Here is an 11,467-nt window from a genome sequence, read left to right as displayed (position 1 = left end):
CCCAGCCACACCCCCCTGCCTCTCAATGACATCCGCCTGTCCTTTCCAGTGCTTGGCTGCGCTCCCCCGCTTACTGTGCAGACCTGGGGCCATGCCGTGTCAGCGTCTTCTTTCACGGACAAAGCCCCTGGTCACTGCCGACCCAGGGTCAAATCGTGGTAAAGCTGGGGAGGGCCTACATTTCAGTGATTCAGGAATAATGTGCAATGGCGTAAGTTTTCGGGCAGACTGGATGAATCCGCAAGCCGGGGGCCCAGAGGGTCGGCCGGAAGAGGGGGGCAACAGGAGGTTTCCGACGTGATCGCTTCGACTGCTCCCATCCGTTGCCTGCTCTATCCCTCGTTGGGGGAGATCCGGGAGCATGTCCGCGTGGAGTTGTTCGCGCGGGCCCTGTCGGAGCGGCTGGGCCGGCCGGTGGTCATGACCATCGCCCCCACCTATGAGGCGCTGGAGGCGGAGCTCGTCGCGGGCCGCGTGGACATGGCCTGGGGCACCGCCGAGCAGTGCAACGCCTTCGAACCGCAGGCCCGGGCGGTGCTTCGCGCGGTGCGTTCGGGAAGCTGGCACTACCACTCCGCGCTGGTGTGCCGCGCGGACGCGCCCCTCACCCTGGAGACGCTCCAGGGCAAGCGCGTGGCGTGGGTGGCGCCGCGCTCCACCGGCGGACACCTGCTGCCCGTGCGCCACCTGGAGTCGCTGGGGCTGCGCCCCGACAAGCTCTTCTCCGAGCAGCGCTTCCTGGGCACCTACCGCAAGGCGCTGGACGCGGTGCTGCGCGGCGAGTCGGACGTGGCCGCCATCTTCTCCAACCACACCGACGCGCTCGCCATGCGCGCCACGCTGACGTCGTACCTGGGCGCGGACGCGCCGCAGCTCGCCCCCTTCCTCTTCACCATCTCCACGCTCGCCGACGGCCTCATCCTCACCAGGCGCCTGTCGGAAGCGGACACCGAGCAGCTGGTCTCCGTCCTCACCCGGATGAACACCGACGGCGCGGGCCTGGAGATGCTCATGGGGCCCTTCCGGGTGGAGGGCTTCATCCGCTCGCCCGGCCCCGGCGCGCCCGTGTCCGCCCCGCGCCCCTCGCAGGGCGCCGAGTACGTGGTGGGTGAGCTGGACACCCAGGGCCGCTGCCTGAGGCTGTGGTCCCCGTCCGGCCGGGCCTTCGGCCGCGACGTGCGCGACGTGGAAGGGCGCACGCTGGACCAGGCCCTGGGCTCCGAGGCGAGCGAGCCCCTCATGTCCCTGGTCCGCGCGGTCAACCGGGGCGGCTCCGACGGACGGCTGGAGTACCGGCTCACCGTGGACGGCGAGGAGAAGTTCTACGCGGCGGAGGTCACCCCCTGCGCTCCGGCGCTCGGCGACAACGGCGTGCGCCTGGGCCTGCTGGTGCGCGACGTGTCCGGGATGCGGTCGCTGGAGGATCCGCTGTACCGGCTGGCGTCGTTCCCGCTCCTGCACCCGGAGCCGCTGCTGGAGCTGGGCATGGACGGGGCGCTGCGGTACTCGAACCCCGCCACCCACGTCGCGTTCCACGACCTGGTGGAGCGCGGCCCCACGCATCCGCTGGTGCACGCGGCGCTCACCTGGGCCTGGCGGGGCATGCCTCCGGGCGAGCCCGCGCCCACGGTGCACCTGGACGGCCGCTACTGGGAGCTCACCGTCACGCAGCTGTGGGACCCTCCGGGCCTGCGCGTGTTCGTGCGCGACGTGACGCTGCGCAAGCAACTGGAGGCGAAGCTGTTCCAGGCGGACCGGCTGTCCGCGCTGGGGTCGCTCGCGGCGGCGGTGGGCCATGAGATGAACAACCCGCTGGCCTTCGTGCTGGCGAACCTGTCCTACGTGCGCGAGGAATTGGAGCGCCTGAAGCAGCCGCTGCTCACCGGCGTGCCCGTGCCGCGTCCCGACCTGGACGGCATCATGGAGGCCCTGGGCGAGACGGTGGAGGGCGCCACCCGGCTCAAGCACATCGTGCAGGACCTGCGCACCCTGTCGCGCAAGCCGCCCGAGCACCGCGCCCGCGTGGCCGTGCAGCCCGTGCTGGAGAACGCGCTGAAGCTGCTGCGCGGAGAGCTGCAGCACCGCGCGCGGCTGGAGCGCGACTTCCACGACGTGCCCACCGTGGACGCGGACGAGGCGCGCCTCACCCAGCTCTTCTTGAACCTGCTGCTCAACGCCGTGCAGGCCCTGGACCCGCAGGACGTCGCGCGCAACGTGCTGCGCGTCGCGGCCTACACCAGCGAGGACGGCGCGGTGGTGGTGGAGGTGCAGGACTCCGGCAAGGGCCTGCACCCCGACCTGCTCGCGCGCATCTTCGAGCCGTTCGCCACCGCGCGCCCCAGCAGCACCGGCCTGGGCCTGTCGGTGAGCCACACCATCGTCACCGACCTGGGGGGCACGCTGCGCGCGGAGAGCCGCGAGGGCCGGGGGACGCTGCTCACCGTCACGCTGCCCGCCGCCGTGCCCGTGGCCGACCCCCAGTCATTGCGCGCCGGGTAGCTCCGCGCGCTCCAGCGGCACCTCCAGCCGGGGCGTGTAGCGGCCGCCCGCGCTCTCGAACAACACCAGCCGGTCCACGCGCCCCTCGCCCCAGGACTCCGTCGCGAGCGCCCTCGCGCACGCAAGCAGCGCCGCGTCCCCGCGCGGCTTCTTCGCCCGGGCCAGCGTCAGGTGCGCGGTGTACTCCGCGTGCTCGGACATGAAGCCCAGCGGCTCCAGGGCCCGGGCCACGTCCGCCTGGAGCGCCTTCAGCGCGGCGGTGTCCCCACGCACGTCCGCCCAGAGCACGCGCGGGTGCGTGGCCGCGCCGAACGTCCCGCCCCCCGCCACCGACAGCACGAACGGCGCATGGCGCGGTCCCAAGGGCGTCAGGGCGGCCTGGAGCAGGGGCAGGCGGGCCGGATCCACGTCCCCCAGGAACAGCAGCGTCAGGTGCACGCCCTCCGGCCGCACCCACTTCAAGCCCGGGGCGTGGGCCCTCAGGCGCTCGATGCCCCGCTCCACCTCGGCGGTGAGCGTCTCTCCCAGCGTCACGGCGGTGAACAGGCGCATCGCGGCGGTCCTCCAGGCTTGTGGCCTCGCTGCTTCAAGGCTCGCCATTCCGGGGCCCGGAGGCCAGCCGACGCTCAGGGCGTGCGCCGCCGGCGGACCGGCCACAGCGCGTAGGCCCACGCGGGCAGGAAGACGAGCAGCTCCACGAGGCTCACATAGAGCCCGCGCGCGGACAGCATGCCCGCGCCGATGGGCGCCACCGGCAGCGGCCGCACCGGGGCGAAGATGCGCGCGTCGGAGAACGGCCAGAAGAGCGCCGCGCCCAGCCCGCCGTCGGTGAGCGCGTCCAGGATGCCATGGCTGCCCACCGCCGCGAGCGTCAGGAGCCCCCAGCGCGACGCGGACTCGCCCTTCCACCGCGCCAGGCCCGCCACCGCGAGCGCCACCGCGCCCGCGAAGACGAACGAGTGCGACGCACCGCGGTGCCCCCACGGCGCCGCGTAGGGGATGCGCAACGCGAACGCCACCACGTCCGCGTCCGGCAGCAGGGCCAGGAGCGACAGGAACGCCATCACGGCCACCCGACGCCGCCAGGGGGCGGACCCCGTTTCGAAGCGCCCCAGCGCCATGCCCACCGCTACGTGCCCGATGCTCGCCATGCGCCGGACCCTAACGCAGCCGGCCCGCGTCTGGAGAGGGGCCCCACGCGTGGGGTAGCGTCCCGGCGGCATGCGGCCCCTGCTCTCCCGCTCCCGTGTCGAGTCCACCCTCCAGCACCGCCTGGACGGCTGGCGCGCGGACGTGGGGTCCTGGCTCAACGGGCTGCGCGTGGGCGCCACGGTGGCGTGGCTGCTCTTGGCCGTCCTGGCCGACTGGCGCGTGTCGCGCGCGGTGCTGGGGGGCTACATCTTGCTCGCGGTCCTGCTGTGGGCGGGCGCGCGCCGGGTGCCGGACCTGCTGCGGCGGCCGGCGCTGGGCGTGGCGCTCATCGACATGCCGCTCATCTACTTCCTCCAATCCCAGTCCATCCAGGGCTCCGCCAACGGCGTGCCCGCCGCGCTGCTGACCATGGGCGTCTACATGGTGCTGGTGGTCGTCGTGTCCATGGTGACGCTGTCGCGGGCCGTCGTCATGGCGGCCACGGCGCTGGGCATCGGCGCGGCGGCGCTGCTGACGCTGGAGGCGGGCCTGACGGCCTCCCAGTTCCTGCCCGGCATGGTGCTGGTGATGGCGCTCGCGTCCGCGGTGGCCTTCTTCGTCAGCCGCACGGTGCTGGGGCTGGTGACGGACGTGGTGCGCGAGGAGATGCAGCGAGAACGGCTGGGCCGCTTCTTCTCCCCGGAGGTCGCCCGCCGCATCTCCGAGAAGGGCCCCGAAGGCGAGGCCGGCGAGCACCGCGAGGTGACGCTGCTGTTCTCCGACATCCGCGGCTTCACGTCGCTGTCGGACCGGATGGACAGCCCCCAGGTGGTGGCGCTGCTCAACGAATACCTGTCGCGCATGGTGGAGGTGGTGTTCCGCCACGGCGGCACGCTCGACAAGTTCCTGGGCGACGGCATCCTCGCGTACTTCGGCGCGCCGCTGGAGCAGCCCGGCCACCCCGCCGCCGCGGTGTCGTGCGCGCTGGCCATGCTGGAGGCGCTGGACGTCCTCAACCAGGAGCGCGCGGCGCGCGGCGAAGCCGTGCTGCACATCGGCGTGGGCGTGCACACCGGGCGCGTGGTGGTGGGGGCCGTGGGCAGCGATCAGCGCCGCGAGTACACCGTCATCGGCGACGCGGTGAACCTGGCCAGCCGCATCGAGGGGCTCACGAAGAAGGTGGGCGCCCCGGTGCTCGTCTCCCACGCCACGCGCGAGCGCTGCGGGGACACCTTCGACTTCGAGGCCGCGGCCCCGCTGCCCGTCGCGGGCAAGCCGGAGCCGGTGGCCACCTTCCTGCCCCGGAAGCGCGCGCTGCCCGTCGCGGGCTGAAAAGGAACGGGGGCCGGGAGGAACACCTCCCCGCCCCCGAAGTCCGTCAGCGCGAGCCTGGGCTCAGTACGCCTTGGAGAACACGATGCGGCCCGGCGACGGGTTGCCCGTCATCACGCACTTGCCCGGCTCCTGCTTGAGGCTGAAGGGGCGGCAGCGGGTGGTGAGGCCCGTCTCCTCCTTGATGCGCGCCTCCGTCTTGGCGTCGCCATCCCAGTGCGCCAGGAGGAAGCCGTCGTCCGCCTTCGCCTTCAGCTCCTCGAAGGAGTTGACCTCGAAGGTGTGCGCGTCGCGGAAGTCCTTCGCCTTCTTGAAGAGGTCCTTCTGCATCTGGTCCAGCATCGCCTGGACCTTGGTGACGGCCTCGTCCAGCGGGACGAACTCCTTCTGGCGCAGGTCGCGGCGCACCATCACGCAGGAGTTCTTCGCCAGGTCCTTGGGCCCCAGCTCGATGCGCACGCACGTGCCGGTGAGCTCGTGCTCGTTGTACTTGAAGCCCGGCGTCTTCGTTTCGTCGTCGTCCACCACCACGCCCAGGCCCGCCTTGCGCAGGTCCGCGGCCAGCGCGTGCGACTTCTCCAGCACCTGCGCCTTCTCCGCCTCGGGCGCCTTGCCACCAATGCCCACGGGGATGATGACCACGTGCGTGGCCGCCAGCTTCGGCGGCACGATGAGGCCCGCGTCATCCGAGTGCGTGAGGATGAGCCCGCCGATGAGGCGCGTGGACGAGCCCCATGACGTCTGCCACACGAAGTGCTGCTGGCCGTCGCGGCCCTGGAACTGGGTGTCGAAGGCCTTGGCGAAGTTCTGGCCCAGGTTGTGGCTGGTGCCCGCCTGGAGCGCCTTCTTGTCCTGCATCATCGCTTCGATGCTGTACGTGCGCAGCGCGCCGGCGAACTTCTCCGACTCCGTCTTGCGCCCGGGCAGCACCGGCATCGCCATGTAGTCCTCCGCGAACGTGCGGTAGACCTCCAGCATGGTGAGCGTGCGCTTCTCCGCGTCCTCCTCCGTCTCGTGACAGGTGTGGCCTTCCTGCCAGAGGAACTCCGTGGTGCGCAGGAACAGGCGCGTGCGCATCTCCCAGCGCATCACGTTGGCCCACTGGTTCAAGAGCAGCGGCAGGTCCCGGTAGCTCTGGATCCACTTGGAGAAGCTGCGGTTGATGATGGTCTCCGACGTGGGCCGGATGACATAGGGCTCCTCCAGCTTCTGGCCACCCGCGTGGGTGACGATGGCGAGCTGGGGGTTGAAGCCCTCGACGTGCTCCGCTTCCTTCTTGAGGTAGCTCTCCGGGATGAGGAGCGGGAAGTAGGCGTTACGCACGCCCTCGTCCTTGAACATCTTGTCCATCACCCGCTGGATGTTCTCCCACAGCGCGTAGCCGTTGGGGCGGATGACCATGCAGCCCTTCACGTCCGAGTAGTCAGCGAGCTTCGCCTTCTGGATCAGGTCGACGTACCACTCGGAAAAGCCCTTCTCGCGGGGCGTGAGCTTCTCGGCCATGTGCTGGGCACCTTGCTAGGGGATGGAAAGAGGGGGTTGCCTACGCTGGGATGTTCCGGAAATCAACGCCGGACCGTGCCAGGATTCGTCCCACGGATGCAGTCCGTGCTTGAAGCCAGACCCTCCATGACGATGCCCCCTGACACGGCCCCCCGGAAGCTCACCGACGACCTCCATGTCTTCGACGCCTCGTTCCGTCTGGGGGGCATGGACCTGGGCGGGCGCATGACGGTCATCCGCCTGCCGGACGGCGGACTGTGGGTGCACTCGCCCGTCGCCTTCACCCCGGAGCGGCGGGCCGCCGTGGAGGCGCTGGGCCCGGTGCGCTTCCTCGTCGCCCCCAACCTCTTCCACCACGTGCACCTGCCGGACTGGGCCGCGGCCTTCCCCGACGCCCGGGTGGTGGCCCCCGCCGGGCTGCGCGCGAAGCAGCCGGCGCTGCGAATCGACCAGGAGCTGGACGACACGCCCGACCCCGCCTGGGCGCAGGTGCTGGAGCAGATGCACGTGCGCGGCATGCCCCGGGTGAACGAGTTCCTCTTCTTCCACCGGCCCAGCCGCACGCTGCTCCTCACCGACCTGGCCTTCCACTTCCAGCACGCGGAGTCGTGGGCCTTGAAGCTGTACCTCAAGGCCAACCGCGCCTGGAAACGGCTGGCGCCCACGGTCCTCGAGCGCCTGCTCATGAAGGACAAGGAGGCCGTGCGCGCCTCCCTCCAGCGCGCGTTCAAGTGGGACGTGGAGCGCATCGTGATGTGCCACGGCGAGGTGCTGGAGCGCGGCGGCCAGAAGGCGCTGCACGACGCCTTCTCCTGGCTGTAGGGCGCGGTACTCCCTGCCCCGGTGGAGGGGAGGAGTGTCGCCTGCTGCACTCCTCGCCGCACTGCGCTAGAAGGGGAGCCTCCTCGTCTTCCCTGGTTTCCCCCTCCAGGAGGTTCATTCCATGCGGTCGATTCTTCCCTCTGTCGGTGCCGTCGCGCTGTGCCTGGTCGCGGGCTCCGCGTCCGCCAACTCCACCGGCATCAGCGGGCGCAGCGGCAAGCAGAGCGTGTCGTGCACCGCGTCCGGCTGCCATGGCGGCGGCGGCAGCACCCCCACCGTGACGCTGGAGGGGCCCACGGCGCTCACCGCGGGCCAGACGGGCAGCTACTCGCTGATCATCACCGGCGGCCCTGGCGCGAAGGCGGGCCTCAACGTGGCGACGGGCGGCGTGGACGGCGCGACGCTGACCGCGGGCGCGGGCACGAAGGTGGTGAACGGGGAGCTGACGCACTCGCTGCCCAAGGCCTTCGCCAGCGGCGCCCCGGTGCGCTTCGACTTCTCGCTGGTGGCGCCGGCCACCAACGGCACGCTCAAGGTGTTCGCGGCGGGCAACTCCGTGAACGGCGACACCAAGGAGACGGGGGACGCGCACGCGAACGCCACGCTGGACGTCGTCATCACGGGCGGCAAGGACCCCGTGGCCCCCGAGGAGGAGGGCGGTGGCTGCTCCGCCACCTCCGGCGCGCCGCTGGTGATGGGCGCGGTGCTGGCGATGCTGGCCGCGCGCCGCCGCCGCGCGGTCTGAACGCCCGCGAAGCGCCGCTGCTTCCGGCTCCGGGCAGCCTGGCTGCCCTCCGGCCTTGCCCCGGGGGGCGGGACGACAGCGCGAGGCCGCGCGACCTACCATCGCGCCCCTTGATGCGACCTGGCCCCCTCCTGACCCTGTTGCTCGTCGCGGGACCGCTTGCCTGTGCAACCGGTCCCGCGGTGCGTCCCACCCTGTCCTCGGGCGTCACGCCCGTCGCGGAGGCCCCCCGGCCCGCGCGGGACGCCAGCGCCCTGCGGGTGATGACCTTCAACATCCAGTCCGGGCTGCGCGGCCTGGAGCAGGTGGCGGACGTCATCCGCGCCGAGGCGCCGGACGTCGTCGCGCTGCAGGAGGTGGACGTGGGCTCCACCCGCGCGCGCGGGGAGGACCAGGTGGAGCGACTGTCGGCGCTCACCGGCCTGAAGTACCGCGCGCACTTCGGCACCACGCAGCTGTACGGCGGCAGCTACGGCATCGCGCTCCTGTCGCGCCATCCGCTGGCGTCGCTGGCGCAGTACCCGCTGCCCACGCCCCGGGGCGCGGAGCCGCGCACGCTGGCGCACGCGGTGCTGGACGTGGACGGGCGCGAGGTGAGCGTCTACGCCACGCACCTCATCCGCCGGCCCTTCAACGGCGCCGCGCGCATCCGCCAGAGCGTCTTCATCGCGAACCTGCTGGCGAAGGATCCGCGGCCCCGGCTGTTGATGGGGGATTTGAACGACGACCCGGACTCGCGCCCGGTGCGGCTGTTGCGCCGCCAGCTCCAGGACGTGGCGAAGGTCACCCACGCGGACGGCGCCGGCACCTACCCGATGCCGCTGTTCCTGCCGTCGCTGCGCATCGACTACGTGATGGCGTGCGGCGCGTTCACGCCGGTGGCGAGCCGCGTGCTGCGCGTGGGCGCGTCCGACCACTACCCGGTGGTGGCGGACCTGCGGCTCAAGCCCGTGGCACCCGCCGCGGCGACCGCGGCCTCGGCGCCCTGACGCGGCTCAGGTGGGGAGGGTGAAGCGGTAGAGGACCTCCAGGTCCCCCTTGCTGAAGCCCTTGAGGACCTCGTGGTGGATGTCCTTGCGGCCGCTCAGGTACGCGAGGCCCCCCGCGGCGAAGCCCATCACGGCGAGCTCGAAGTAGACGTGCGGCCGGGGCACGCCGGTGATGCGCAGCTCGACCTGGCCGCCCTGGAGCTGCGCGGTCAGCTCGCCTTCGGTGAAGTAGCCCTTCCAGATGCCGGGCGTGAACAGGGCGAAGCGGCGGAAGTCGTCCTTGCCGAACATCGTCTTGAGCTGGCCCTGGCTGAGCGCGTACTCGGCGGACTTGATGCCGTATTGCCAGTAGGCCTTCGTGTCACCGGCGTAGAAGCGCTGGGTGAGCGCCTCGTTGAACCGCAGGAAGGACTCCGCCGGGAGACGCGTCACCGGCATGATGGGCTGGGCGTAGACGGGGTCCCGCTTCGCCTGCTCCGACAGGAAGCCCTTCCACGCCGCCTCGCCGAAGGCCTGCACCATCATGGTCTGCCGTGCCAGGAACGCGACGCCTTTGACATCCATCCGAAAGTCTCCCCGTCTGACCGGCCGCTAACCGGGTTCGACGATGACCGGGCCGGGTCACTCCCTATTCTGTCCCCGCCCAGGCTCCCGGGCGATACGCATCGTGACAATTCATCGGGTCGTCTGCATGGCCGCATCCGGCGGGATGGGAAACCTGTTCTCGCGGACACACTGCTTCAGTGCCTCTGTCTCCAGGGTTAGGTTTCCGGGCGTGCGACCTCTTGCGCTGCTCCCCAGGCCCGGCGGCGTGCGCCGGGGCGTGCTCGTGGCGGCAGGCGTGCTGACGGGCGGTGTGTTCGGGCTGGCGTGGTGGGTGCACCGCTTCGGGCTGCGCGATGACGCAGGCTCCGCGGACGCGCTGGTGGTGCTGGGCGCGCGGGTGCTGCCGGGCGGCGTGCCGTCCGGGGCGCTGGTGGCGCGCGTGGAGCAGGCGGCGGCGCTCTATCACCGGGGCGTGGCGCCCTGGCTGCTCTTGTCCGGCGGCGTGGGGGCGCAGGCGCCGTCCGAGGCGCGGGTGATGCTCGGGCTGGCGGTGGAGGCGGGTGTGCCCGCGTCCGCGTGCGTGCTGGAAGAGGAGAGCCGCTCCACGGAGGACAACGCACGCTTCAGCGTGCGCGTGCTGCGGGAGCGTGGGGCGCGGCGCGTGGTGGTGGTCTCCGACCCGTACCACCTGCTGCGCGCGCGGCAGTGCTTCCGGCGCGAGGGGCTGGAGGTGGCCACGAGCCCCGCGCCCATCGCCGGGCGGATGCGCGCGGTGGACCGGTGCTACTGGACGGTGCGCGAGGCGTTCGCGCTGCTGCTGCGTCCGCGCCTGCTGCTGGCGCGGGCTCCCGGTGGTGGCGCGGACGGGCCGGCGGGGGGCTGACGTCCGGCGCCGCTCAGGTCCCCTTCGGGGGCGCCTCCGTCGCGGGGGCGTCCATCTTGAGGAGCACCTTCTCCATCACGCGGAAGAGGGCCTGGCGGTCCTCGGCGTCGAGCATGCCCAGCACCACGCCCATGGCGCGGTGCATGGAGCGGTCGAGCTTGGTGAAGGTCTGCCGGCCCTTGTCGGTGAGGCGGCAGCGCACGATGCGCCGGTCGGCCTCGCCGCGCTCGCGCTGCAGGTGGCCTTCGCGCTCCAGGCGGTCCACCACGCCGGTGACGGTCTTCTCGGTGACGCCCAAGCGCTTGGCGAGCTCTCCCATGGTGAGCGTCCCGTCCAGGCCCAGCCACAGGAGCGCGTGCACCTGGGGCGGCGTGAACTGGAGTTGTTCGCACGTGCTGGCGATGGGGTCTCGAAGCGAGCGGCGACGCCCCAGCGAGAACATCAGCTGTTGCATGCGGTCGACATCCACCTCGAGCGCTTCATGCTCCTCTTTATGGATATTCCGGGACACGGAGTATTCATTAGCGGCGAGGTGGGGTCGGGTCAACTTGTAGTCTCAAGGCGTGGTCATTTGAGAGGTGCGGGCGATGCGGTGTTCCTGGTTGGGGCTCCTGGCGGCAGTCTGGGCGGTGAGCGCGCGAGCGGACGAGGTGTGGGTGTTCGCGGCGGTGAGCACCACGGAGGCGCTGCAGGCGCTGGCTCCCGCGTTCCAGCAGGAGACCGGGCACCGGGTGCGGTTCGCCTTCGGGGCTTCGAGTGACCTGTCACGTCAGGTGGTGGCGGGTGCCCCAGCAGATGCGTTCCTCTCCGCCGACGAGGCGAAGCTGGACGCGGTGGAGCGCGCGGGGCTCGTGCAGGCGGGGTCGCGGGTGGAGGTCGCGTCGAACCGGCTGGTGGTCATCGTCCCGGCGGCTTCGCGCGCGGAGGTGGTGGGGCCCGCGGGGCTGAAGGGGCTCAGGCGCGTGGCGCTGGCGGAGCCGGCGGCGGTGCCCGCGGGGGTGTACGCGAAGGCCTGGC

General features: G+C 71.7%; 12 protein-coding genes. 7 read left to right on the top strand and 5 right to left on the bottom strand.

Features of this window, described 5'->3' with window-relative positions; genetic code table 11:
* Positions 1 to 297: 297 nt before the first annotated feature.
* The gene (locus tag D7V93_RS26535) at positions 298 to 2,499 is read left to right on the top strand and encodes a PhnD/SsuA/transferrin family substrate-binding protein (protein WP_120646055.1); all 2,202 of its coding nucleotides are present in this window, start codon (positions 298 to 300) and stop codon (positions 2,497 to 2,499) included.
* On the opposite strand, the gene thpR is transcribed toward D7V93_RS26535, so the two are convergent.
* Together thpR and D7V93_RS26525 are read right to left on the bottom strand one after the other, a co-directional pair.
* Positions 2,482 to 3,051, bottom strand: a complete 570-nt coding sequence (thpR, locus tag D7V93_RS26530) for an RNA 2',3'-cyclic phosphodiesterase (RefSeq protein ID WP_120646054.1) — start codon at positions 3,049 to 3,051, stop codon at positions 2,482 to 2,484. The two genes, D7V93_RS26535 and thpR, sit on opposite strands and share 18 nt — an antisense overlap.
* Before the next feature lie 74 nt (positions 3,052 to 3,125).
* Positions 3,126 to 3,650, bottom strand: coding sequence for a metal-dependent hydrolase (locus D7V93_RS26525; RefSeq protein WP_120646053.1), 525 nt, complete (start codon positions 3,648 to 3,650; stop codon positions 3,126 to 3,128).
* A 70-nt stretch (positions 3,651 to 3,720) separates the two neighbouring features.
* On the opposite strand from D7V93_RS26525, the gene D7V93_RS26520 reads away from it, so the two are divergent.
* The gene (locus D7V93_RS26520) at positions 3,721 to 4,962 is read left to right on the top strand and encodes an adenylate/guanylate cyclase domain-containing protein (protein WP_120646052.1); all 1,242 of its coding nucleotides are present in this window, start codon (positions 3,721 to 3,723) and stop codon (positions 4,960 to 4,962) included.
* A gap of 63 nt (positions 4,963 to 5,025) precedes the next feature.
* Here D7V93_RS26520 and proS read toward each other — a convergent pair whose 3' ends face one another.
* Entirely contained in the window at positions 5,026 to 6,465 is a 1,440-nt protein-coding gene (proS, locus tag D7V93_RS26515; RefSeq protein WP_120646051.1) for a proline--tRNA ligase, read from the bottom strand.
* A gap of 126 nt (positions 6,466 to 6,591) precedes the next feature.
* Here proS and D7V93_RS26510 point away from each other — a divergent pair, with 126 nt between their 5' ends.
* The 3 genes from D7V93_RS26510 to D7V93_RS26500 all read left to right on the top strand — a co-directional run bounded on the left by D7V93_RS26510 (position 6,592) and on the right by D7V93_RS26500 (position 9,021).
* Positions 6,592 to 7,287, top strand: coding sequence for a DUF4336 domain-containing protein (locus D7V93_RS26510; RefSeq protein WP_120646050.1), 696 nt, complete (start codon positions 6,592 to 6,594; stop codon positions 7,285 to 7,287).
* 121 nt (positions 7,288 to 7,408) lie between these two features.
* Entirely contained in the window at positions 7,409 to 8,032 is a 624-nt protein-coding gene (locus D7V93_RS26505) for an MXAN_6652 family MXYO-CTERM-anchored protein (protein ID WP_120646049.1), read from the top strand.
* Positions 8,033 to 8,214: 182 nt separating this feature from the next.
* Positions 8,215 to 9,021 carry an endonuclease/exonuclease/phosphatase family protein gene (locus D7V93_RS26500; RefSeq protein ID WP_244237521.1) on the top strand — a complete coding sequence of 269 codons (807 nt, stop codon included), beginning with the start codon at positions 8,215 to 8,217 and terminating at the stop codon, positions 9,019 to 9,021.
* A 6-nt stretch (positions 9,022 to 9,027) separates the two neighbouring features.
* Here the strand turns inward: D7V93_RS26500 and D7V93_RS26495 are convergent, their stop codons facing one another.
* Positions 9,028 to 9,585, bottom strand: a complete 558-nt coding sequence (locus tag D7V93_RS26495; protein WP_120646047.1) for a hypothetical protein — start codon at positions 9,583 to 9,585, stop codon at positions 9,028 to 9,030.
* Positions 9,586 to 9,796: 211 nt separating this feature from the next.
* On the opposite strand from D7V93_RS26495, the gene D7V93_RS26490 reads away from it, so the two are divergent.
* A complete protein-coding gene (locus tag D7V93_RS26490) occupies positions 9,797 to 10,450 on the top strand; it encodes a YdcF family protein (protein ID WP_120646046.1) in 654 nt (217 codons plus the stop codon).
* A 13-nt stretch (positions 10,451 to 10,463) separates the two neighbouring features.
* On the opposite strand, the gene D7V93_RS26485 is transcribed toward D7V93_RS26490, so the two are convergent.
* Positions 10,464 to 10,961, bottom strand: a complete 498-nt coding sequence (locus D7V93_RS26485; protein WP_120646045.1) for a MarR family winged helix-turn-helix transcriptional regulator — start codon at positions 10,959 to 10,961, stop codon at positions 10,464 to 10,466.
* A 76-nt stretch (positions 10,962 to 11,037) separates the two neighbouring features.
* Between D7V93_RS26485 and modA the strand changes: the two genes are divergently transcribed.
* On the top strand, positions 11,038 to 11,467 hold a 430-nt coding region (modA, locus tag D7V93_RS26480), incomplete at its 3' end, for a molybdate ABC transporter substrate-binding protein (RefSeq protein WP_120646056.1).

Origin of the sequence: Corallococcus llansteffanensis, from assembly GCF_003612055.1 — a bacterium.
In the GTDB taxonomy this organism is placed as follows: Bacteria; Myxococcota; Myxococcia; order Myxococcales; family Myxococcaceae; genus Corallococcus; species Corallococcus llansteffanensis.
Note: the sequence above shows the minus strand (reverse complement) of the source record. Positions and strands in the feature narration are given on the sequence as shown.

Bases quoted from the DNA above. Each gene is read 5' to 3' on its own strand.
- D7V93_RS26520 (WP_120646052.1), top strand. From the start codon at position 3,721: ATGCGGCCCCTGCTCTCCCGCTCCCGTGTCGAGTCCACCCTCCAGCAC.
- proS (WP_120646051.1), bottom strand. From the start codon at position 6,465: ATGGCCGAGAAGCTCACGCCCCGCGAGAAGGGCTTTTCCGAGTGGTAC.
- D7V93_RS26495 (WP_120646047.1), bottom strand. From the start codon at position 9,585: ATGGATGTCAAAGGCGTCGCGTTCCTGGCACGGCAGACCATGATGGTG.
- thpR (WP_120646054.1), bottom strand. From the start codon at position 3,051: ATGCGCCTGTTCACCGCCGTGACGCTGGGAGAGACGCTCACCGCCGAG.
- D7V93_RS26510 (WP_120646050.1), top strand. From the start codon at position 6,592: ATGACGATGCCCCCTGACACGGCCCCCCGGAAGCTCACCGACGACCTC.
- D7V93_RS26505 (WP_120646049.1), top strand. From the start codon at position 7,409: ATGCGGTCGATTCTTCCCTCTGTCGGTGCCGTCGCGCTGTGCCTGGTC.
- D7V93_RS26525 (WP_120646053.1), bottom strand. From the start codon at position 3,650: ATGGCGAGCATCGGGCACGTAGCGGTGGGCATGGCGCTGGGGCGCTTC.